14 protein-coding genes are annotated in these 24,336 nt (G+C 32.5%); 7 read left to right on the plus strand and 7 right to left on the minus strand.

Features of this window, described 5'->3' with window-relative positions:
• Positions 1-255: 255 nt before the first annotated feature.
• From K8354_RS14260 to trhO, 4 genes are all read right to left on the minus strand, one after another.
• A complete protein-coding gene (locus tag K8354_RS14260; protein ID WP_223441627.1) occupies positions 256-7,509 on the minus strand; it encodes a thrombospondin type 3 repeat-containing protein in 7,254 nt (2,417 codons plus the stop codon).
• Positions 7,510-7,661: 152 nt separating this feature from the next.
• The gene (locus tag K8354_RS14265; RefSeq protein WP_223441630.1) at positions 7,662-8,351 is read right to left on the minus strand and encodes a response regulator; all 690 of its coding nucleotides are present in this window, start codon (positions 8,349-8,351) and stop codon (positions 7,662-7,664) included.
• Positions 8,352-8,366: 15 nt separating this feature from the next.
• Positions 8,367-10,268, minus strand: a complete 1,902-nt coding sequence (locus K8354_RS14270; protein WP_223441633.1) for a sensor histidine kinase — start codon at positions 10,266-10,268, stop codon at positions 8,367-8,369.
• 278 nt (positions 10,269-10,546) lie between these two features.
• A complete protein-coding gene (gene trhO / locus K8354_RS14275; protein ID WP_223441635.1) occupies positions 10,547-11,611 on the minus strand; it encodes an oxygen-dependent tRNA uridine(34) hydroxylase TrhO in 1,065 nt (354 codons plus the stop codon).
• 232 nt (positions 11,612-11,843) lie between these two features.
• Here trhO and pflB point away from each other — a divergent pair, with 232 nt between their 5' ends.
• The 7 genes from pflB (at position 11,844) to K8354_RS14310 (ending at position 19,812) form a co-directional block, all read left to right on the plus strand.
• Positions 11,844-14,099 (plus strand): formate C-acetyltransferase, encoded by a 2,256-nt coding sequence (pflB, locus tag K8354_RS14280; protein WP_223441638.1) that lies wholly within the window; start codon positions 11,844-11,846, stop codon positions 14,097-14,099.
• Positions 14,100-14,250: 151 nt separating this feature from the next.
• Complete coding sequence (gene pflA / locus K8354_RS14285) at positions 14,251-14,973, plus strand: pyruvate formate-lyase-activating protein (protein ID WP_223441641.1); 723 nt, start codon at positions 14,251-14,253, stop codon at positions 14,971-14,973.
• A gap of 11 nt (positions 14,974-14,984) precedes the next feature.
• Complete coding sequence (locus K8354_RS14290) at positions 14,985-16,244, plus strand: L-lactate MFS transporter (protein ID WP_223441643.1); 1,260 nt, start codon at positions 14,985-14,987, stop codon at positions 16,242-16,244.
• A 188-nt stretch (positions 16,245-16,432) separates the two neighbouring features.
• Positions 16,433-16,927, plus strand: a complete 495-nt coding sequence (locus tag K8354_RS14295) for a hypothetical protein (RefSeq protein ID WP_223441645.1) — start codon at positions 16,433-16,435, stop codon at positions 16,925-16,927.
• A 149-nt stretch (positions 16,928-17,076) separates the two neighbouring features.
• Positions 17,077-18,066 carry an aspartate-semialdehyde dehydrogenase gene (locus K8354_RS14300; RefSeq protein WP_223441656.1) on the plus strand — a complete coding sequence of 330 codons (990 nt, stop codon included), beginning with the start codon at positions 17,077-17,079 and terminating at the stop codon, positions 18,064-18,066.
• 7 nt (positions 18,067-18,073) lie between these two features.
• A complete protein-coding gene (locus K8354_RS14305; protein ID WP_223441659.1) occupies positions 18,074-19,120 on the plus strand; it encodes a 2Fe-2S iron-sulfur cluster-binding protein in 1,047 nt (348 codons plus the stop codon).
• Positions 19,121-19,143: 23 nt separating this feature from the next.
• The gene (locus K8354_RS14310; protein ID WP_223441668.1) at positions 19,144-19,812 is read left to right on the plus strand and encodes a LysE family translocator; all 669 of its coding nucleotides are present in this window, start codon (positions 19,144-19,146) and stop codon (positions 19,810-19,812) included.
• A gap of 54 nt (positions 19,813-19,866) precedes the next feature.
• Here K8354_RS14310 and K8354_RS14315 read toward each other — a convergent pair whose 3' ends face one another.
• The 3 genes from K8354_RS14315 to K8354_RS14325 are packed head-to-tail and all read right to left on the minus strand — an operon-like array spanning position 19,867 to position 24,214.
• Positions 19,867-21,705, minus strand: a complete 1,839-nt coding sequence (locus tag K8354_RS14315) for a M1 family metallopeptidase (protein ID WP_223441670.1) — start codon at positions 21,703-21,705, stop codon at positions 19,867-19,869.
• 23 nt (positions 21,706-21,728) lie between these two features.
• Complete coding sequence (locus K8354_RS14320) at positions 21,729-23,366, minus strand: S8 family peptidase (protein WP_223441672.1); 1,638 nt, start codon at positions 23,364-23,366, stop codon at positions 21,729-21,731.
• A gap of 5 nt (positions 23,367-23,371) precedes the next feature.
• The gene (locus tag K8354_RS14325) at positions 23,372-24,214 is read right to left on the minus strand and encodes an MBL fold metallo-hydrolase (protein ID WP_223441674.1); all 843 of its coding nucleotides are present in this window, start codon (positions 24,212-24,214) and stop codon (positions 23,372-23,374) included.
• Positions 24,215-24,336 lie beyond the last annotated feature (122 nt).

Genomic DNA, 24,336 nt, shown 5'->3' on the forward strand with positions numbered 1-24,336 from the left:
AATTCGTAAATATACGTATTCTTTAAGAATGAGAAAACAGGTGTATAAAAGTTCTCAAAACAACTTTTTCTTTTTAATTATACATCAAATGTAGTTTAAACGTTTATTTAATTTTTGTGCTATTTAGAATTTGCAGGCTTTGAATTAGAATTCGCTTAAAATTTGAGTTTTTGTCAAAAAAAAGACCTCAATTAAGAGGTCTTTGTATATTGAATTAATCCTTAATGTCTAATTCTTCTCTTTTTAATTTTATTTTTAATCCTTTACAATTCTTTTATTTATTGCTCCTTTATCTGTAGTAATTTTAATAAAATAAACTCCTGCCGATAATTCTTCAACATTTAAAATGGTGTTATTAGTAGTATTTAATCTTTTACCTGTTGCATTAAAAACTTCTACCTTTTTTAATTTTAAACCATTGGATAATAAAATTTCAACGAAAGAACTTGCTGGGTTTGGATATGCTGCAACATTTTCTTTTAAGAAATTATCAATAGATAATGCGTTACAAGACATACTATAAGTTGCTGTTGCATCTTTTTCCCATCCGGTTTTTGCTAAAGCAGCTTCTACGTTATCAACTTCAATACAGCCTAAATTAGGGTTGTTTGTAACGTCTAATTTTATTAAAATAGCGTTGTTAGCGTTTTTTAAATTTAAAGTTGTTAACCTATTGTTTCTTGCATCTAAATCTGTAATGTCTGTTAAATTAGAAATATTAATCTCTGTTATTAAATTGCCTGAAACATTTAATTTTCTAACTTTATTTTTAGCTCTTGCTAAACTTTTTGTTTGTTTGGTAGATTTAGATATTAAAACCACAGATGACGCTGATAAAAATGAATTTATACTTGTAATTACATTGTTAGAAATATCTATACTACCTGCATTTGTAAAAGCTTCTAAACCAGTAATTGTTGCGATATTTTGACCACTAAAATTTAAATCTCCAGTAAAAGCTTGAGCTTCTTCGTATGTAACCTTTCCATCGCCATCTATATCTAAACTAGGGATTGCTAACACAGCAGCATCAAGATTGGCATCAGTAGTATAAATAGTCCATTCTGCGTTACAATCTGTGTTATAATTTGCTGATGTGTCTTTATTGATCCAATTTGTTTCAGAAAAAGCTACATCATCAACTGCAATACAAGTTAAATCTGGATTGTTTCTAATATCAAAATCTGTAATTAAAGTATTTGCTCCGTTTCTTAAATATGCTCTTTCAATATTATTATTGTTTAAAAACAAGGTTTTAAGATTTACATTTTGATTGATATCAAAATTGATAAAGTTATTAAAACTAGCATCTAAATACTGTAGATTTTTGTTGTTTGTAACATCTAAACCTGTTAAAGAATTGTTTTTAATATATACATATATCAAATTGATATTTTTAGAAATATTTACTGATGTAAAGTTATTATCCCTTAATCCTAAATGCTCTAAATTAACAAGATTGGTAATATTTATAGTTGATAAATTATTTTCATCAACCGTTAAAAGAATCAGTTTTGTGTTTTTAGAAACATCTAAACTTGTAAGCTGATTTGCACCACAACCCAAAGTCGTTAATTCTATATTATTCGTAACATTTAAACTAGCTAAGTTGTTATTATCGGCTTGAACGTATGTTAGTTTTAAATTAGTAGAAAAATCTAAAGCTGAAATGGTATTGAATTGACAATACAACGTTTCTAAATTTATAAACCCTTCTATTCCTGTTAAATCCGAAATTCCTTTAGAAGCAATATTTAACTCAGTAACAACAGCAATATCTGATGTTCTTACTTTTCCGTTAATAATTCCATCAGAATCAATATCCAAATCTAATAAAGCTTGTTCAAAATTTGGATCAGGGATTAAGGTGAAATTCGATGTAATCACCACATCATTGCCATCTCCTCCTTGATAATTGATATAGAACGTAGCTGATGATCCTTTAAAGTTTGGTACTTCATCGCCTTGGTTTAATACAACACCTTGGTAGGTGAATTTTCCTTGAACGGCATCTGTGCCATCGTTCACAACTACTAGAAACTCATTCCCAGCTTGTGGCGTGTAACCGCCTATGGTCGTTAATTCTACATTGTTTAAATCAACCAAACCGGATACTTGCAATGGAAAGTACTGTCCTGCTGTTGCCCCTGTTCTGGTTGGACCGCCTATATAAAAATTCAACTTTGATCCCGTCTCAAACTTCGTTACTTGATTCGCTGATGCATTTTGTACACTCAAGCCTAAATAGTTTGGATAAAATCCGCCTGTTAAACTTGTCAAACTAATCGATCCATTATTCGAGATTGAACCAGCGCCTGTTACATAAATATCAACTCCTTGACTACTGTTTGCTCCTTTGGTTCCTATTAACATAATAGCGCCTGTTGATGTTAATGAACCAACTCCGCCTTGGATACTAATTCCATTATTTGATGAGTTTTGATCGCTTGTAACTAGACTGCTTCCTCCAGTTCCTGTAATCGTAAGAGTACCTGCTGATGAATAACCTCCTGATTGACCTGCCACAACTCCTGTATTTGTCGTTGATGCTTCTATTCCTCCTCCAGTTCCATTGACTACTACTGCGGCTCCTAAACTTGAAATAGCTCCTCCTAAGTTCCCTGAATATACTCCTATATTCGTGTTCCCTGCAGAAGCTCCTCCTGTTCCTTCCACTAATAATGTTCCTGTGGTTCCTCCATAAATACTCCCGCCGGATACCGAAACTCCCCAGTTATTACTGGCTGTAGTTCCTCCTGTACCTTTTACCGTTACTTGACCTGTGCCTGTTGAACGAATACTTGAGATATTTACCAGTTCTACTCCTTTGAAATTCCCTGGGGTTAATCCTGTCGCATTCGCCTCTACATATAAAGCTCCATTCTCGGTAGCGATACTACTGCGTTCTCCTAATGAAATGTTTTTACTTACTTTAAATGTTGCGGTTCCTGTCCCCTTTAAATAAAAACCTGATATAATATTGTTACTCACCGGTTGCATATCTAACCAATCTTCATCACCATCGGATGCATCATCTGTTAAATCGATATTTAAATTTGCATTTTCGGCAAACGTAATCGAGGAACCAAATAAATATACCTTGTCATTGCCTGCTCCTCCATTGACCGTTAAACTTGGCATGTTCGTGAAATAACTATCGAATTCTATTACATCATCGCCGCCTGCACCATTGATCTCTATTGATGTTAATCCTGACATTGGAATACTTATTGGTAATGAACCAATACTTGCTCCATTCGACCTGTATATGCGGTCTGTAGCATTGAACACAATATTACCTGCTTCTTCACTTACTGTCAAAGTATCTCCATTGCCTGAAATATCTATTATTACTAAGTTGCCATCTGTGGTAGTGATCTCGTAATCAGGATTCTCTTCTGGATTAACAACTAACGTGTATACTTTCTCTTGTCTACATCCATTGGCATCGGTAATGATAATGTTATAAACTACAGTATTCTGTGTTGTTAAAAAATCATTTAAAAATTGTGCATTCACATTCGACGCATTCGCCACAAATTGTGGCCATGTTGTGCTATCATCTGGATTTACGCCTTCTACTGGATTGCTTGTGAAAAAGTTTCCTACAAAAGCTCCTCTGGTAGTGAATTCAACTGTAAATGGTGCTGCTCCTGATACAATATCAAAATTTGACATGCGTACCGTTGCTCCATTAAATTCTAATGTAGTTGCGGTTAATGTTCCTACTTCTAACGATCCTGCAACTAAGGGGCAGTTGTCTTCTGTATCTAAAATCCCATCATTGTCATCGTCTTCATCACAAACATCTCCTTGTCCATCTGCGTCGGTATCTAACTGATCCGAATTCGATGTGGTAGGACAATTGTCTTCTGAATCTATGATACCATCGCCATCTGTATCTGATGGATTAACAACTAACGTGTATACTTTCTCTTGTCTACATCCATTGGCATCGGTAATGATAATGTTATAAACTACAGTATTCTGTGTTGTTAAAAAATCATTTAAAAATTGTGCATTCACATTCGATGCATTCGCCACAAATTGTGGCCATGTTGTGCTATCTCCTGGATTTATGCCTTCCACTGGATTGCTCGTGAAAAAGTTTCCTACAAAAGCTCCTCTGGTAGTGAATTCAACTGTAAATGGTGCTGCTCCTGATACAATGTCAAAATTTGACATGCGTACCGTTGCTCCATTAAATTCTAATGTAGTTGCGGTTAATGTTCCTACTTCTAACGATCCTGCAACTAAGGGGCAGTTGTCGTCTGTATCTAAAATCCCATCATTGTCATCATCATCATCACAAACATCTCCTTGTCCATCTGCGTCAGTATCTAACTGATCCGAATTCGATGTGGTAGGACAATTGTCTTCTGAATCTATGATACCATCGCCATCTGTATCTGATGGATTAACAACTAACGTGTATACTTTCTCTTGTCTACAACCATTGGCATCGGTAATGATAATGTTATAAACTACAGTATTCTGTGTTGTTAAAAAATCATTTAAAAATTGTGCGTTCACATTCGATGCATTCGCCACAAATTGTGGCCATGTTGTGCTATCTTCTGGATTTATGCCTTCCACTGGATTGCTCGTGAAAAAGTTTCCTACAAAAGCTCCTCTGGTAGTGAATTCAACTGTAAATGGTGCTGCTCCTGATACAATATCAAAATTTGACATGCGTACCGTTGCTCCATTAAATTCTAATGTAGTTGCGGTTAATGTTCCTACTTCTAACGATCCTGCAACTAAGGGGCAGTTGTCTTCGGTATCTAAAACACCATCATTGTCATCATCATCATCACAAACATCTCCTTGTCCATCTGCGTCGGTATCTAACTGATCCGAATTCGATGTGGTAGGACAATTGTCTTCTGAATCTATGATACCATCGCCATCTGTATCTCCAGGATTAACAACTAACGTGTATACTTTCTCTTGTCTACATCCATTGGCATCGGTAATGATAATGTTATAAACTACAGTATTCTGTGTTGTTAAAAAATCATTTAAAAATTGTGCATTCACATTCGATGCATTCGCCACAAATTGTGGCCATGTTGTGCTATCATCTAGATTTACGCCTTCTACTGGATTGCTCGTGAAAAAGTTTCCTACAAAAGCTCCTCTGGTAGTGAATTCAACTGTAAATGGTGCTGCTCCTGATACAATGTCAAAGTTTGACATGCTTACCGTTGCTCCATTAAATTCTAATGTAGTTGCGGTTAATGTTCCTACTTCTAACGATCCTGCAACTAAGGGGCAGTTGTCTTCTGTATCTAAAATCCCATCATTGTCATCGTCTTCATCACAAACATCTCCTTGTCCATCTGCGTCGGTATCTAACTGATCCGAATTCGATGTGGTAGGACAATTGTCTTCTGAATCTATGATACCATCGCCATCTGTATCTCCAGGATTAACAACTAAGGTGTATACTTTCTCTTGTCTACATCCATTAGCATCGGTAATGATAATGTTATAAACTACAGTATTCTGTGTTGTTAAAAAATCATTTAAAAATTGTGCATTCACATTCGATGCATTCGCCACAAATTGTGGCCATGTTGTGCTATCATCTGGATTTACGCCTTCTACTGGATTGCTCGTAAACAAGTTTCCTACAAAAGCTCCTCTTGTGGTAAATTCAACTGTAAATGGTGCTGCTCCTGAAACAATATCAAAATTAGACATGGTTACTGCTGGTCCGTTAAAACTTAAAATTGTTGGATTTAACGTTCCTATTTCTAAAGTACCTGCCACTAATGGGCAACTGTCTTCGGTATCTAAAACACCATCATTGTCATCATCATCATCACATGCATTACCTAAACCGTCATTATCTGTATCTAATTGATCTGGATTTGAAATTAATATGCAATTGTCTTCTGAATCATTAACGCCATCTCCATCTGTATCTCCAGGATTTACTATAACATCATAAACGCCTTGATATCTGCAGCCATTTGCATCTGTAATTATGATATTGTAGGTAACCGTGTTTGATTTTGTTAAAAAAATATTATAAAATTGACCATTTACATTGGTATCATTTGCAATAAATTTTGGCCAAGTTGAAGAATCTGCTGGATCAACACCTATTGTAGGATTTCCTTGAAAAAAGCTTCCTACAAAAGCACCACTTGTGGTAAACTGGACTTTATAGGGGGCAGTTCCCAATGTAATATCAAAATTGGGCATGGTAGCTGCTGATCCATTAAAAGTTAAGATTGTTGGATTTAATGTACCTGGTATTACACAATTTTCATTAATATCTAAAATACCATCATTGTCATCATCATCATCACAAACATCTCCTAAACCATCAGAATCAGTGTCTAATTGATCTGGGTTAGCAATAGAAGGACAGTTATCATCTTCATTTAAAATACCATCACCATCTGTATCTTCTGGATTTGTCTCTTTTGGGTTAACAACTATATTGTAAACACCTTCATAACTGCATCCATTGGCATCAGTAATTATAATATTGTAGGGTACGTTATTAGATTTTGTTAAAAAATCATTATAAAATTGACCATTTACATTGGTATCATTTGCAATAAATTTTGGCCAAGTTGAACTATCTGAAGGATCTACTCCTGTTGTTGGATTACTTGTAAAAAAGTTTCCTATAAAAGCGCCTCTTGTAGTGAATTGAACGGTGAATGGCGCTACTCCTGAAATAATATCAAAATTACTCATTGTTACTTCAGGACCATTAAAGTTTAAATTTGTAATGTTAAATGTTCCTGGTTTTAATTCTCCTTCAAAAAGAGGACAACTATCTTCTGCATCTAAAATTCCATCATTATCATCATCATCGTCACAAATATCCCCTAAACCGTCATTGTCTGTATCCAATTGATCGGGGTTTGCTGTTGTTGGACAGTTGTCTTCTGGATCATTAACGCCATCTCCATCCGAATCTCCAGCATTTACAACAATTGTATATACACCTTCATAGCTACAACCATTTGCATCTGTAATAATAATGTTATAAACTACATTGTTTGTTTTTGTTAAAAAATCATTTAAAAACTGGCCATTTACATTTGTATTATTTGCAATAAATTGTGGCCAAGTTGTATTGTCTGCTGGATTAACACCTTCTGTTGGATTACTGATAAAAAAGTTACCAATAAAAGCACCTCTCGTAGTAAATTGAACTGTAAATGGTGCTGTTCCTGAAATAATATCAAAATTACTCATTGTTACTGCAGCACCATTAAAATTTAATGTTGTTAGATTTAATGTCCCGGGAACAAGACAGTCTTCATTGGCGTTTAAGGTTTTTTCTTCACTTTTATTATGATCCTTACTTGCAAAAACATAAGAAGTATTTGAAACTTTTGTTTCAAAATTACTATAAGCATACGCTTGATTAAAATCAAAGTTAAACGTTTGATCAAAATCTGAAACCGAAGGAGACCTTATTTGAGATAAACCTAAAAAAGAATTGAAAACTAGTAACGAAAGCAATAATTTTAATTTCATAATGAACTTTGTTTATTTTTTTTTCAAAAACTCTTAGTAATTTTTATTTTTAAAAAAATAGAATTAATTTTTATAAAACAAAGCAAATAAAAAAAGGGTAGTATATAAGAAGTTTGTTCTGAAAAGCTATTTTTTGTTCTGAAATTAAAGAGCTAAAAATACCTTAAAAGATTGTTTTTATAATTTTTAGAAAGTTTAAATTTCTGATCAGCTATGGTTACCGAAACCGCATCTACTCTTTCTACAAATGTTGGGTTTACTGCTATACTTCTACTAATTTGAAATAAACTTTTTGATGGCATTTGATCTAAAAAAGCCTTTAAGGAAGATCTAATTAATGTTGATTTTGATTTGTATAATAATCGAACATACACATGTTCTGCTTCTACATACAACAATTCTGAAAGATGAATATTATAAGTGGTTCTACCTACATTTATAGATGTATACACTTTGTTTTTATCATTTATATTGTCAAAAACAATATCTATTGTTGTAAGAAGTGTTGCATTATTTATAGGCTTATTAATATACCCTTTTGGTGATAGTGCTTTAATATTTTGTAATGTCTCTTTATCATTAAAAGACGAGATAAATAAAAAAGGTATTCCGAAATTTTCGTTAATAAAATGAGCAACATCTAAACCTGTTTTATTTCCAGAAATTCTAATATCTATTAATACCAAATCTACTTTTGTAGTTTTTAACAATAGCTCTGCAGCGTTGTAATTGATGGCTATTCCTGCACAATTATAACCGTGATTTAGAATGGATTTTTTTAATAATTGAGCGATTAGTATTTCATCTTCAACAATTAAAATATTTTTTTTATTTGTCAACATAAATAGTAAAAAAATTTAAAGTTTTTTCTTTAATTTGATTTTATAAGTAGAACCATCTCTAACTATTTTACCCTCTAGTTGCTCTACCATACTATTTATAATAAATAAGCCCAAACTTCTATTATTGTCTTTTATTATAAAACCCTCTCCAGAGTCTTTGTATAAAATAGTAATCCAACTTTTTTCGTAAATTATTTTTAAGTCAATTTTTAATTCATCATTCGTTTTTGCGTGCTCAAGACTATTACTAATAAGTTCATTCATTAATATACCAATAGGTAAAGCAGTGTCAATAGTTACATGTATATTATCTACAAATTGTTTGTATTCAATTTTTCTGGAAGATAAACTTATTAAAGAATTAAATATTTTATCTAAATATTCTTCCAAATTATAAGATTTTCCTAAAATATTATTTTCAGAATAAATAAACTGTTCATGCGCAATAACAATGGCACTAATTCTGTTCTCTAAGTGTTTGAATTTTTCTAGATAAAAAACGTCTTCAATTTCTTCAGATTGAAATTTTATCAAACTAATAATTAGTGATAAATTATTTTTTACTCTATGGTTTAGTTCTTTTAATAAAATTTTACTTTCATTTAATTTTTGATCAATTTGATTTTTAGCATCTTTTAATTTTTTTCTATTTTGAAACATTATCAATAAACTAATGGTTGTAATGACTAAAAGGATTAAAATAAAAACGGTAGAAATTACTACAGTTTTGTATTTATTTTCACTTTCTGACGCTTTTTGAGATATAATTTCTTGTTCTTTTAAAATTTTATTAACTTGATACTTAGCTAAATCGAGATTTCTATTTTTAGAATTTACAGAATCTCTAATAAACTCAAATTTAAAAAGTGTTTCATCGGCTTCTTTATTTTTACCAAGCGCATCTAAAATTCTACTTTTTAGATTGTATAAATTACTTAAATTATTAATTGAAAGTTTTTCCGAACCCACAAAAATGGCATCATTAATATATGTCAATGCCTTTTGATATTCACTATTTTTAAAATAATAGGTACTTATAAAATGATTTGCGAAAACGGCTGTATGGATTTCTCCATAGAAATTTGAATGCGCATTGAGAAGGAATTTTCTGGCAAATTTTAAATTATCTACTGAAAAGTTATTTTGATTCCAATATTGTTGAAGTAATATATAGTCTTTTATATAAGGTCTATATCCTTTTAAATACCCGTCTTTTCTTTTAGAATTTATAACCTGCACGGCTTTTTTTTGGTATATTTTCGCACTATCTAATGCGCTTAATTTTATAAAAATAGTGGCCAAATCATTATATATAATGGCTGTTCTTACGGGTTCAAACAACAAGGAATCTTTAATTAATTTTTGTAAATAAATTTTTTTTGCCTCCTTATAATAACCAGCTCTTATTAAGATTTCTGCATATACTTTATCAAGGTTTTCTGGCTCTGTTTCTTTATAATAATTATATTTCTTACCTAACCTTCTTAAATCAGAAAATTGCTCTAACATATTAGGCGTATTGCCTGAATAACGATAAATATTAAAAATACCCCAATACACATCTATAGCTCCTTTTGAATCTTTTAAGCCAGGTATTTGCAATAGTTTATATAAATAGCTTAGAGCAACATCACTATTTTTAAGCGTTAAATTTGCATGAATGATATAATGGTACAGCGCTGCTTTTTTATATCGGTCTTTTAGATTATCTAAAGTTTTCTCATAATCTTTTGCTCGTTTTTCTAAAGCAATAATTTCGTCTTTTGGTAGATTAATAAACCTTACAATTGTACTATCTATAACCACAAAATTTTTATCATTTTGATATGCCTTTTCTAGTGGTAATTGACACCATAAGAACCCAGAATTAAAGTAGATTCCTAAAGAAAACAAAAAACTAACTACCCAATATTTCATAATAAACCTTAAAAAATTGATTCTGTTATTTTAACACAAAATAGCAAGTACGTTTTTTTAAGTTTCATTTTTATAATTAATGTTCTAAAATAGCTTTTTTTGTTCTAGGTATAGTATTAAAAATAATTTTGAAGTGAAATTATATTTTTTAAAGTACTTTTTAACTCTTAAACTTCTTCTAATCCAACTATTAAAATATCATAATTTAAATATAAGATGTGTATGTACTCAGAAACATTTCAAAAGTATTCATCTAAGCTAGAGTTCTAAAAAAATTGTTACGAAAGTGTACTTTTTTTTTCTGAAAGCTTATTTTTCTTAAACTTCAAAACCTCACTACGCCCTTTTTTAAAGATTTTATTGCTCGCAAATTTTCCTTTTCTGAGTTCTTTTTGTTCCTCATAAGATAAATGAATGATCTCTTGACAATCTGTAGAACAGGTGTTTTCCATTTTTTCTGAACATTCATCACATTGAATAAACAATAAATGACAGCCTTCATTGGCGCAATTGGTATGCGTATTGCAAGGTTTACCACATTGATGGCAATTGGATATCACATCATCGGTAATTTTTTCTCCTCTTCTGTGGTCAAAAACAAAATTTTTACCAATAAATTTATTTTCTATTCCTTCTTCATTTACTTGCCGCGTATATTCTATGATGCCACCTTCTAATTGAAAAACATTTTTAAAACCTTTGTGTTTGTAGTAGGCAGATGCTTTTTCGCAACGAATTCCGCCAGTGCAATACATCAATAAATTTTTATCCTCTTTATTATCTTTTAAATCTTCTTCAATAATATCTAAAGAATCTCTAAATGTGTCTACATCTGGTGTAACAGCGCCTTCAAAATGACCAATTTCACTTTCGTAATGATTCCGCATGTCTACACAAATCGTATCAGGATTCGCCAACATTTTATTAAATTCTTCGGCATTTAAATGAACTCCTTTATTGGTTACATCAAAAGTTTCATCATTTAACCCATCGGCAACAATTTTATTTCTAACTTTTACCTTGAGTTTTAAAAACGACTTGTTATCTTGCTCAATAGCAACATTTAAACGAATATCCTTTAAAAAAGAAATAGTATCTAATTGTTCTTTTAAGGCATAAAAATTTTCTGATGGCACTGATAATTGTGCGTTAATCCCTTCATAAGAAACATAAATTCTTCCTAAAACATCTAAAGAGTTCCATTCTAAAAATAATTTATCTCTAAGAATTTGTGGATTTTTAATTTGGTGATATTGATAAAAAGAAATGGTAAGTCTTTCTTTACCAGCTTTATCAATTAATGCAGCGCGTTGTTTGGCGCTTAACTTATTGTACAGTTGCATGCTATACTTTTTAGGTTAAACAAAATACTTTTATGCAAATGTAATTAATTTTTAAAATTGAAAGCGACTAAAAACCAAACCTTTTATCTTACTGATTTTCAACACAAAAACAACTACAACGTTTTCTTAAATAATTACAAAACCTAACTTTTGTCATGTTTTAAAAATAATTTCACTACTAAATTTGTATCGTAATTAAAAAGAAATACATAGAAATATAAAATATACGATCATGGAAGTACAAGAAATCATTTTAGAAAAACCACAAAAAGCAGCCTTTAAAAAAGGAGTTTGGAATACCTCTATAAACGTTAGAGATTTTGTTGTAAAAAACATTATATCTTACTATGGAGATGATCAGTTTTTAACGGGTATCAGTAAAAAAACTCAAAAACTTTGGGAGGCTTGTAAAAAAGAAACTGAAATTGAAAGAAAAAATGGAGGAGTTCACTCTGTGGATACAGAAACCATTTCTGGAGTTTCAAGTTTCAAAGCAGGTTACATCGACAAAGAAAATGAAGTAATTGTTGGTTTGCAAACAGATGCGCTTTTAAAAAGAGCTATGAAACCTTTTGGAGGTTATAAAGTAGTACAAAAAGCACTTGAGGAGCAAGGTGTAAAACCAAGTGAAGACATTAATACCCTCTTTACAAAGTATGTAAAAACACATAATGATGGTGTTTTCGCAGCCTATAATGCAGAAATCAAAAAGTTCAGATCTTTAGGATTCTTAACAGGATTGCCAGATAATTATGCTCGTGGTAGAATTATTGGTGACTACAGACGTGTGGCTTTATACGGAATTGACAAACTAATTGCGGTTAAGAAATATGACTTAGCCAATATTGAAGGCCCAATGACCGATGCCGTGATTCGTTTAAGAGAAGAAGTTTCTGAACAAATCAAAGCATTAAAAGAGATGATTGTCATGGGAAATCATTACAATTTAGAATTAAATCGTCCGGCAGAAACGGCTCAAGAAGCGGTTCAATGGACCTACATGGCGTATTTAGCTGCTGTAAAAGAGCAAGATGGCGCTGCCATGTCTTTAGGTAATGTTTCTACTTTTTTAGATATCTTTATTGAAAGAGATTTACAAAGTGGTGCCATTACAGAGGTGGAAGCACAAGAATATATCGATCAATTTGTGATGAAATTAAGAATGGTACGTCACTTAAGAATGGCTGCTTATGATGATATTTTTGCCGGAGACCCAACTTGGGTTACAGAAGCAATTGGCGGTATGTTAAACGATGGGCGCTCTAAAGTTACAAAAACGGCATATCGTTTTTTACACACTTTATATAATTTAGGTCCATCACCAGAACCAAATATTACCGTTTTATGGTCTCCTTTATTACCAGAAAACTTTAGAAAATTCTGTTCAAAAGTTGCAATCGATACTTCATCAATCCAATTTGAAAATGATGATTTAATGAGAACTTTAAGAGGTTCTGATGATTACGGAATTGCTTGTTGTGTTTCTTACCAAGAAATTGGGAAACAAATTCAGTTTTTTGGAGCAAGAACCAATTTAGCTAAAACATTATTATTAGCGGTAAATGGCGGTAAATGTGAAATTACTGGAACCCAAATGGTCGTTGGAATTGAGCCTGATACTGATGAATACCTAGACTTTGATAAAGTAATGGCAAACTATAAAATAGCCATGACTAAAGTTGCAAAAGTGTACAATGATGCGATGAACATTATTCATTACATGCATGATAAATATTACTACGAAAAAGCACAAATGGCTTTAATTGATACAAATCCGCAAATTAATATCGCTTATGGTATTGCTGGATTATCTATTGTAGCAGATTCTTTATCAGCCATTAAATATGCAAAAGTTAAACCGATAAGAAATGAAGATGGATTAACGGTGGACTTTAAAATTGAAGGCGAATTTCCGAAATACGGTAATGATGATGATCGCGTAGATATTTTTGCACACAATGGTGTAGAAGACTTTAACAATGAACTTAAAAAGTTAAAAGTATATAAAGATGCAGAGCCAACCATGTCTGTTTTAACCATTACATCAAATGTTGTTTATGGTAAAAAAACTGGGGCTACGCCCGATGGTAGAGCTTTAGGTGTTCCTTTTGCTCCGGGTGCAAACCCAATGCACGGTCGTGACACAAACGGCGCTATTGCTTCTTTAAACTCTGTAGCAAAAATTGATTATAAAGATTCTTTAGACGGAATTTCTAATACTTTTTCAATCGTTCCTAAATCTTTAGGGGCTACAGAAGAAGACAGAATAGACAATTTAGCGACCACTTTAACTGGATATTTTGAACATGGTGCACAACACCTAAATGTAAATGTATTCGATAGAGAAACTTTAATAGATGCTATGGAACATCCAGAAAATCACCCCCAATTAACCATTAGAGTCTCCGGATATGCTGTTAATTTTATACGGTTAACAAAAGAGCAACAAATGGAAGTAATTTCACGTTCTTTTCACGAATCTATGTAGTGCTTTTTATGTATTTATGAGGGATTCAAAAAAAAAAATAAGGTTTGCCCCCTTTACTTTTTAAAAGTAATAGCCTTTTTTTTTTAATAGAATCCCTTTTTTTATTCACTTAAATCCTAATCCCATTAAAACTTCAACAAACATATTAAATGTGCATTCTATTGAGTCTTTCGGAACACATGATGGACCGGGCATTAGAATGGTTATTTTTTTACAAGGTTGTAAATTAAAATGCCAATATTGCCATAACCCAGATACCATTGATACCCATGGAGGTGAAGAATATTCCATAGAAGATTTGGTACAAAGAGCGCTAAAAATGAAGTCTTATTTTGGTGATAAAGGCGGCGTAACGGTTTCTGGCGGAGAACCTCTTTTACAAGCACAGAATCTTATTCCGTTTTTTAAACGATTAAAAGAAGAAGGAATTCATACCAATATTGATACGAATGGACGCATGTTAAATCATCCTGTTGTAGAATTATTAGATTCCTATGCCGATTTAGTAATGCTAGATATTAAACACATGACAGAAGAAGGATTTCAGCAAATTACAGGTAAAAAAAATAAAGAAACTACCTTTAATTTTGCCAAACACAGAGAAGCTTCTGGCAAAAAAATGTGGTTACGATATGTGCTTATCCCCGGAATTACAAATACCCCAGAATTATTACATCAATTAGGGAGTTATTTTAAAGAATATAAAACCATAGAACAAATAGAATTGCAGCCTTACCATAAATTAGGCATTCATAAATGGGAAGCTTTAGGTTGGGATTATCCATTAAAAGATGCTAGAGAAAACACAAAAGAAGAGTTAGAAGAGGCTTTTAATATTCTTAGTAACTACTTTAAAAAAGTTAAAATCAATTAAAAACAATTAAAATGAGTACACCCAAACTAAAAAACAGATGGTTCATTGCGGCTTCTGCGGTAGGCATTCATATTTCCATAGGATCTGTTTACGCCTATTCAGTAATGACTAACCCCGTAAAAGATGTGTTTGATGTGGAAGGAAGTGTAATAAAATGGGCATTTAAAATAGCTATTTTGTTATTAGGTTTGTCCGCAGCCTTTTTAGGACGTTGGGTAGAAAAAGTAGGCCCAAAAATTAGCGGAACCACTGCAGGAATATTTTATGGAGTAGGAATTTTAGGCTCAGGATTGGCTGTACAATTAGAATCTCTTTGGCTATTTTATGTATGTTATGGTGTTATTGGAGGAATTGGTTTAGGTTTAGGATATATTACTCCCGTAAGTACCTTGGTTAAATGGTTTCCAGACAAGAGAGGTCTAGCTACAGGAATGGCAATTATGGGCTTTGGTTTTGCTGCTTTAATTTTTGGTCCAGTAATGGCAAAATTATTTGAAACTGTAGGGGTTTCTAATGCATTTTATGTTTTAGGAGTTATTTATATGGTATTAATTTTATCTTCTGCCAGCTATATCGAAAGGCCTCCAGTTGGTTATGTACCTGAAGGATATAATGAAGGAGAAGGAAAAGTAATCAAAGAAGATTTAACAAATATTACTGCCAATGAAGCTTTAAAATCTACTCGTTTTTATTATATCTGGATCATGATGTTTATCAACATTGCATGTGGTATTGCTATTATTTCAGCTGCAAGTCCTATGATGCAAGAAAAGTTAAATTACACGCCCATGCAAGCTGCAGCTATTGTGGGTTTTATAGGAGTTTTTAATGGATTAGGACGTATTACTTGGTCTACATTATCAGACTATTTAGGAAGAGCTAACACGTTTATTGTCTTTTTTGCCTTTCAAATTTTAGCCTTTTACTTCTTACCAAAAATAGGTATAGAAAGTGTTTTCTTAATTATATTATTTACCGTAATTACCATGTATGGAGGCGGTTTTGCAATGTTACCTGCATTTTTAGGCGATTTATTTGGCACCAAACAATTAGGCGCAATTCATGGAATGGTTTTAGCCGCTTGGGGATTAGCAGGTGTTATTGGTCCAACAATTTATGATATGGTAAAACAACAAACAGGATCATTAGATACAACTCTCCTAATTTTTGCAGGCTTATTTGTTGTAGCATTTATTGTTTCAATAATGATGAAAATCTCCATAACAAAATCTGAAAAATTAAAAAAACACCAATTGAGCATCATCACCTAATCACACTTCAGTTCACTCACAAAAGATCTTTCACTATTTTCATAAGGAAAGATCTTTTTAATTTTAAAAAAAAGTATTTCAAATAGTATTTTAAAGTATCTTTCCGAAATATTGTAACTGCCTAAGGTTATAATTCATTCCTGTTATCAGGTGCAATAAATACTAAAATCTATTCTAAAACCCTAATTATGAAATACCTCTTATTTGTCATTGTGTTAATGCTATCTTTACATAATACTGCAGCTCAAGAACTCCCGAAAAAATCTGAAATTTTTGTACGGGTATACAATAATGTAGGTGAAAAAATTGCTAAAGGAAAAATTCTCAGTATAACTGAAAATTCTCTGATTCTAAAAAAAGGAAGTAGTTCTGTTACAATTCCGTCTAATGAAATTTCGTATTTAAAAACCAAGAGATCTAATGGACATAATGTTTTATTGGGTGCATCTGGAGGTTCTATATTAGGGCTTGCCATAGTTGCTTCCGAAAGTGGAAATTCTAATGCTGGTTTTGGCGGCACAGCAAAAGGTCTCGCGTATGCCGGAGCAATTGTAGTGGTATTTATTGGAAGTGGAGTTGGTTATCTTACCACACTTTTTAAAAATTCTAACCAATATATAATTAATGGAGATACTGCAAAATGGCAAGGTTTTAAAGAAGAAATGTATGCCCCAAAATACTAAAATTACCTCAACTAGTTTAATTTTAAACATCTAAAATTTATCTGCTAAAATTTTAAACTTTCATTTAATTAGTATCAATTAGGTAATTTATTTCGATTTTTTTTTTAGCATCTTTGCATCCTATAATCGTAAAATAAATATTTAATCTGATGAAAATAGCAGTAGTTGGCGCAACTGGAATGGTTGGTACCGTAATGTTAAAAGTTTTAGAAGAACGCAATTTACCAATTACAGAATTAATTCCTGTAGCATCAGAAAGATCTGCTGGTAAAAAATTAAACTATAAAGGCAAAGAATATACCATAGTAACGTTGGCCGATGCTGTAAGTCTAAAACCAGATATTGCTCTTTTTTCTGCTGGTGGAGATACTTCTTTAGAATGGGCACCAAAATTTGCAGAAGTTGGAACCACCGTAATCGATAATTCATCAGCTTGGAGAATGGATCCGACTAAAAAATTGGTGGTTCCTGAAATCAACGGTGCTATTTTAACTGCTGATGATAAAATTATTGCAAATCCTAATTGTTCTACCATTCAATTGGTGATGGCTTTGGCACCTTTGCACAAAAAATATAAAATGAAACGTTTGGTGATTTCTACGTATCAATCTGTTTCTGGAACGGGTGTAAAAGCGGTTCAACAATTAGATAATGAGGAAGCTGGTATTGATGGTGAGATGGCATATCCTCACAAAATTGGGAGAAATGCATTGCCACATTGCGATATCTTTTTAGAAAATGGCTACACCAAAGAAGAAATGAAATTGGTAAAAGAACCAAAGAAAATTTTAGGTGATGAGTCTTTTTCTGTAACAGCAACTGCGGTAAGAATTCCAACTGCTGGCGGACATTCTGAAGCTGTAAATGTGCAGTTTTTAAATGATTTTGATTTGGATGAAGTTCGCGAACTTTTATCAGCAACTCCAGGTGTAATTGTACAAGATGATTTGGCAAATAATGTATATCCAATGCCAATTAACGCCCATAATAAAGATGAAGTTTTTGTTGGACGCATTAGACGCGATGAATCCCAAAAAAATACCTTAAATTTGTGGATCGTTGCTGATAACTTACGAAAAGGTGCGGCAACAAACACAGTTCAAATAGCTGAATATTTAATCGCAAAAAATTTAGTCTAAAACATTTATGGCAACATTTCACAAAGTACACATACAAGAAGTTAAACAAGAAACCGCCAACGCGGTTTCTGTGTTATTTAAGATACCTGAAAATTTACAATCTGATTTTAAATTTACGTCAGGTCAATACGTTACCTTACAAAAAGAAATCAATGGTACCGAAATTAGAAGAGCGTATTCTATCTGTTCAACACCCAAAAGCGGCGCTATTAGAGTTTCTATAAAAGCTGTTGAAAACGGAATCTTTTCTACCTACGCAACTTCTCATTTAAAAGAAGGAGACGAAATAGAAATCACCGCTCCTGAAGGACGTTTTTTACTGAATCCTGAGCCCAATAAAAACTACATTGCATTTGCAGCAGGTTCTGGTATTACTCCAATTTTATCGATGGTAAAATCAGTTTTAGAAAATGAATCAAGCTCAAGTTTTACTTTAGTTTACGGAAATAAAACGGTGGCTGATACCATGTTTTATGATGAACTAAATGCACTAAAAGAAAAGTTTTCAGGCAGGTTCAAGCTACATTATATTTTTAGTAGAGAAAATGTAAAAAATCAATTGCAAGGTAGAATTGATAAAAGTGTGACCAACTACTTTGTAAAAAACATGTACAAAGAAACTTCTTTTGATGCTGCTTTTATATGTGGTCCAGAAGAAATGATTCATGAAGTTTCTAAAACATTAGAAAGCAATAAAATAGCAAAAGAAAACATCCATTTTGAATTATTTACCGTTTCTATTGATGAAGAAGCTGCAGATCAAGTAAAAGAAGGAACTACCCAAATTACGGTATTGTTAGATGATGAAAAAACAACATTTACCATGCAACAAACCGATGATATTTTAGCGGCAAGTTTGCGCAACGAATTAGATCCTCCGTACTCTTGTCAGGGTGGAGTTTGCAGTTCTTGTCTGGCTAAAGTTACCGAAGGGAAAGCTGTTATGGTGAAAAATTCCATTTTGACTGATAGTGAAGTAGCAGAAGGTTTCATCTTAACTTGCCAAGCGCATCCAACAACATCTACCATTACCATTGATTTTGATGACGTTTAAAATCCGTATTTTTGTAAAATTCTATGGACATTTACGACTTTAAAAATGCAATTCTTATCGGGTTTTTCATGGCTTTCATGATTGGCCCTGTATTTTTTATGCTCATTCAAACGAGTATTTTAAAAGGAGCTAGAGCCGCTATTATTTTTGATTTAGGCGTTATTCTTGGCGATATTTCTTTTATTTTAATTGCGTATTATGGCAGTAGATCTTTATTAGAAAAAATTAAAGATGATCCTAGATTATTTTTTATCGGTGGGTTGGTTTTAATTATTTATGGTCTTATTACCTATTTTGATAGAGAAAATAAAAAGGAGGCGATTGCCTCTGCTAAAAGCATTGAAGTACCTATTGTGAAAAACAATTATTTAAAATTATTGGTGAAAGGATATTTCTTAAATTTTATAAATATTGGCGTTTTAGCTTTTTGGCTAGGAACCGTTTTAGTCATTGGCCCGACTTTAAACATGAATCAAAATGCTATTTTTGCCTATTTTTCGGTCATTATTGTCTCTTATTTTATCACTGATTTAAGTAAAATATTTTTAGCAAAACAGTTAAAGAATAAAATGACACCAAACGTTATTTATCGCGTAAAAAAAATAATGGGCATTACTTTAATTATATGCGGTGTCTTTTTAATCTTAAAAGGGTTTATTCCTAATGAAAAAATAAATGAGTTTATGCAATAAAAAAAGAGAGGTTTTATTGGATAAAACCTCTCTTTTTTTTATTTTACTTACTTGTTATTTTGTGACTGTATTGTTTTCTAAATTAATATCTGCCATCAATCCACTTTTATCAATCGTAACCGATTTCACTTCTTTAGTAGCCTTAAAAGTATACGTTGGGTGCGCCCAAGGCCAATCTTCTATCACATTCGCTGTCGTTGGTTTTGATCCTCTCATCATTCGTAAAGGAATATTGAAACTTTCTTTTGTATCGTCTTGATAAACAACTTCTACATCTATAGGCATTGGCATTTGCCCAATTCTTTCTAGGGTTACTGAGTTCCCTTCAACAGATTTAATTCCATAATCGATTGTATGTGTAGTTTGTGTCCACTCATTCAAATACCAATCTAAATGAATACCAGAAACTTTTTCCATAGAACGTTTAATGTCATTTGGCGTTGGATGTTTAAAACTAAAATCTGTAAAATACTTTTTCAAGCCTTTTGCTACATTTTCTGGACCAATTACATATTCTAATTGCGATAAGAAAATATTTCCTTTTGAATAACTAGCAGTTCCATAAGCCCAATTTGTATTATAGCGGTCTGCATGGGTTGATAAAGATTCTTCATATCCTCTTTCTACAATATTTTTGTACCCTCTGTAAGAACCTGCATGTGGATTTTCTTTACCCGATTCTAAAATTTCATTCTCAGCTTTATTAGAAATGTAAGAGGTAAAACCTTCATCCATCCAAGGATGTAAACTTTCATTAGATGCTAATAAAAATTGAAACCAAGTATGTGCCATCTCATGCGCAGTTACGCCAAATAAACTACCAAAACTTCTTTGACCTGTTACTAAAGTAGACATTGCATATTCCATTCCGCCGTCTCCACCTTGAATTACAGAATATTGTTTGTAAGGATATTGTCCAACATTGGCGCTGTAATACGCTATTAATTCCGCAGTTTTAGGTTGTAATTTTTTCCAATTTTCTAAATATTTTGCTGCTAATGTTTTCTTATAATAGAAATGTAAATCAACACCACTTTCTGTTTTTAAAATGTCATGTATGTATTCTGGATCTGCAGCCCACATAAAATCATGCACATTGGGTGCTTTAAAATGCCAGGTTAATTTATCGCCTTTAGGCAAGTTTAACGGTTTTGTTGCATCTTCATAACCATGACCAACTTCTTGCGGGTTTTGCACATATCCTGTTCCGCCCACTACATAATTTTTATCAATATGAATGGTTACATCAAAATCTCCCCAAACTCCATGAAATTCTCTTGCCAAATAAGGAGGTGTGTGCCAACCTTGAAAATCATATTCTGCCATTTTAGGATACCATTGCGCCATAGATAATGCAACATCTTCCTTACTATTTCTTCCTGAACGTCTAATTTGAACAGGAACTTGCGCATCAAAAAGCATCTCAAAAGTTACACTTTCACCAGATTTAATGGGGGTGTTTAATTGCACTTCTAAAATAGTTCCTACGGTTTCAAAAGAAACTGCAGCCCCATTTTGCTTTAAAGAATTTACTTTTATATATCCTATTTCATTAGGTTGTAACTTGCTAATTCTGTCACCAACTCGTCTATCTGGGTCTTTAATATTTAAAGAACGAACGTCCATTTGAGAGCCTGGCTGAAATGCATTAAAATATAGATGATAAAAAACTCGATCTAAATCGTCAGGAGAATTGTTGGTGTATACTAGTTTCTGAGTTCCTTTATATTGATACTTATTTACATTCATATCAATATCCATTGTGTAATCTACATGTTGTTGCCAATAGGTAGATGCAACCGTGTCGTCCTTCTGCAAGTTGGTTACGTTTTTTGTTTCACTGCAGGAAAACAGTAAAAAGGAAGCAAAGACTATAGATAAAATTTTTCTCATGTTTGATTGTATTTTTAGTTTGATTATTTTCTATGCACCATGTTATCTGCCATTATTAGCGCATTGTAAGCATTTACAACTCTCCCTGAAACTGATAAATCTGTAAACGGCACTTTTTCTCCATTCGGATTTTCTCTACTTTGTGAGCCTGGTTTAATGACATCCATCGCAATTAATGATCCAGAATTCATTAAAATGTGCTTTACTTGACTGGCTGTTAACTTTGGATAATAAGAACGAATTAATGCAGCAACACCAGCCGTAGCTGGAGCTGCCATAGAAGTTCCACTAAATTTCTCGTATTCATTCTCTGGAGTTGTTGAATAAATTTGTACCCCTGGAGCAAAAACATCTACATTTAATTTTCCGTAATTAGAAAAATTGGCTGGCAAGTTTTCGTTGTAATTAGCACTCATGGCGCCGATTGTAATAACATTGTCGGAAATTTCTGTTTTTAAATCTTTAGAATCATTCGGATAGGTTAATTCTTCATCAATGTTTTTACCATCATTTCCTGCTGCATTTACAATTAAAACATCTTTTGAAGCAGCATATTGAATCGCTTCCCAAACCCACTCTTTTTTTGGTGAATATCCTTTACCAAAACTAGTATTTAAAACTTTTGCCCCATTATCTACTGCATACCGAATTGCTAAAGCAACATCTTTATCATACTCATCACCATCAGGAACTGCTCTTACCGCCATAATTTTTACATTATTGGCAACGCCATTCATCCCTACTTCATTATTTCTTAAGGCTCCAATAATTCCAGATACATGAGAACCATGAGCTTCTGATTTTATAGAATGCCCCACTTTGTTATCACCATAAATAGTAATTTCCATCGTATTTTCATCATCTCCTATGGCAGTTCTATAATTATTTTTAAGACCATCTCCAGTCAACAATTTATCGGCAGTTTCTACTAAGCCCGTTAATTCGTCAATAGCTTGCTGCATAGAAGTAATACCAAAAGCATACATTTGGTTGGCAACCGACACACTTTGCACAAGAGCAAGTTCTGTTGATTCGATCGCTAATACATCATCTTTCGTGTATTCTGCTTTCTTTAAATGCGATTTTATTATTTTATCAGCATTCGAAACCCCAGCTAACATTTGGCCATATCTCAGCTTGTTCATTTCTGCTGCCTTCACTTTTTTTTCATAGACTGCTTTTGCTCTATCCACAGTTTCTGAATCTGCAATGGCAGGATTGGCAATAATACGACTCAACTCTGTATTTTCTTTATAAATAGATCCTAAAAAGTTCCATCCATGAATATCATCGATAAAACCATTTTTGTCATCATCAATTCCATTGCCTGGAATTTCTTTTGTATTTATCCATGCATTTCCCTTTAAGTCTTCATGTGTTAAATCTGTTCCAGAATCAATTACGCCTACAACAACTTCGTTCCCTTTTTTTCCTGATAAAAAAGCATAAGCTTTCGCCACACTCATTCCTGGAATCGAATCCTGTATTAAATCTAAATGTTGCCAATTTTGACTTTCAACATCTGATAATGGCATTTTTTTGGCCGTTGCAGAAACAGCAGTTGAAGTCCCCATTGGAACCGGAATGTTTGCGATTGATTTACAACCTGTAAATGCTAAAACTGCAAACGCAGTGTATAAAAATGGTTTTATTATTTTCATTCTAATTAATTAAATATATCTGTAAATTTGTGTGTTTCTTTTAATCGTACTCCTTTTTCTGTATGTTTTAATGTGCAAATTTCGTTGTGCGCATCGTGCTCTAAAAAAAGATAATAATTATGATCGGCAGCTTCCTTTAAGAAATTACCTTTTTCTTTTATTGTTAGCAAAGGCCTCGTATCATAACCCATAACATACGGCAAAGGAATGTGACCCGTTGTAGGTAATAAATCTGCCATAAAAACCAAAGTTTTATCTTGGTATGTTAATTTTGGTAACATTTGTTTTTCTGTGTGACCGTCCATAAACAGGACATCAAACCCAACTTGATCCATAGAATTACTGTGGATAAAATTTAACTGTCCGCTTTCTTTGATTGGATTGATATTTTCTTTTAAAAAAGAAGCTTTTTCTCTTGGGTTGGGTTCGGTTGCCCATTTCCAATGTCTGTCATTAGACCAGACTTTTGCATTCTTAAAAGCAGGAATTAGCATACCGTCTTTAGTTCTTTCAATGACACCTCCACAATGATCAAAATGCAAATGTGTTAAAAAAACATCGGTAATATCGTCTCTATGAAAACCTAGTTTCGCTAGAGAAATATCTAAAGAAAAGTCGCCAAATAAATAGTAATAACTATAAAATTTATCCGATTGTTTTGCACCTAAACCCGTATCTACAAGCGTTAAACGATCACCATCTTCAATAAGCATACAGCGCATACTCATCTCTATTAAATTATTGGAATCCGCAGGATTTGTTCTTTGCCAAATTGTTTTTGGTACAACACCAAACATCGCACCACCGTCTAATTTAAAATTACCTGTTTCAATAGGATATATCTTCATGGTTTTCTTCTGTAAGTTATTTGAGTGGTTAAAAATACGCTATTCATCAATATTCACAAAACTATAACTTCTAAGGTTTTCCTAAATAAAGAAATTAATATTCTCTATATTATAAAATACTT

It is taken from the genome of Polaribacter litorisediminis, from assembly GCF_019968605.1.
GTDB lineage: Bacteria > Bacteroidota > Bacteroidia > Flavobacteriales > Flavobacteriaceae > Polaribacter > Polaribacter litorisediminis.

What these genes read in the sequence shown, in the direction of transcription:
- K8354_RS14270 (WP_223441633.1), bottom strand. Translation starts at nt 10,268, where the DNA reads ATGAAATATTGGGTAGTTAGTTTTTTGTTTTCTTTAGGAATCTACTTT.
- pflB (WP_223441638.1), top strand. Translation starts at nt 11,844, where the DNA reads ATGGAAGTACAAGAAATCATTTTAGAAAAACCACAAAAAGCAGCCTTT.
- K8354_RS14325 (WP_223441674.1), bottom strand. Translation starts at nt 24,214, where the DNA reads ATGAAGATATATCCTATTGAAACAGGTAATTTTAAATTAGACGGTGGT.
- trhO (WP_223441635.1), bottom strand. Translation starts at nt 11,611, where the DNA reads ATGCAACTGTACAATAAGTTAAGCGCCAAACAACGCGCTGCATTAATT.
- K8354_RS14260 (WP_223441627.1), bottom strand. Translation starts at nt 7,509, where the DNA reads ATGAAATTAAAATTATTGCTTTCGTTACTAGTTTTCAATTCTTTTTTA.
- K8354_RS14265 (WP_223441630.1), bottom strand. Translation starts at nt 8,351, where the DNA reads ATGTTGACAAATAAAAAAAATATTTTAATTGTTGAAGATGAAATACTA.
- K8354_RS14310 (WP_223441668.1), top strand. Translation starts at nt 19,144, where the DNA reads ATGGACATTTACGACTTTAAAAATGCAATTCTTATCGGGTTTTTCATG.
- K8354_RS14320 (WP_223441672.1), bottom strand. Translation starts at nt 23,366, where the DNA reads ATGAAAATAATAAAACCATTTTTATACACTGCGTTTGCAGTTTTAGCA.
- K8354_RS14295 (WP_223441645.1), top strand. Translation starts at nt 16,433, where the DNA reads ATGAAATACCTCTTATTTGTCATTGTGTTAATGCTATCTTTACATAAT.
- K8354_RS14315 (WP_223441670.1), bottom strand. Translation starts at nt 21,705, where the DNA reads ATGAGAAAAATTTTATCTATAGTCTTTGCTTCCTTTTTACTGTTTTCC.
- K8354_RS14305 (WP_223441659.1), top strand. Translation starts at nt 18,074, where the DNA reads ATGGCAACATTTCACAAAGTACACATACAAGAAGTTAAACAAGAAACC.
- K8354_RS14290 (WP_223441643.1), top strand. Translation starts at nt 14,985, where the DNA reads ATGAGTACACCCAAACTAAAAAACAGATGGTTCATTGCGGCTTCTGCG.
- K8354_RS14300 (WP_223441656.1), top strand. Translation starts at nt 17,077, where the DNA reads ATGAAAATAGCAGTAGTTGGCGCAACTGGAATGGTTGGTACCGTAATG.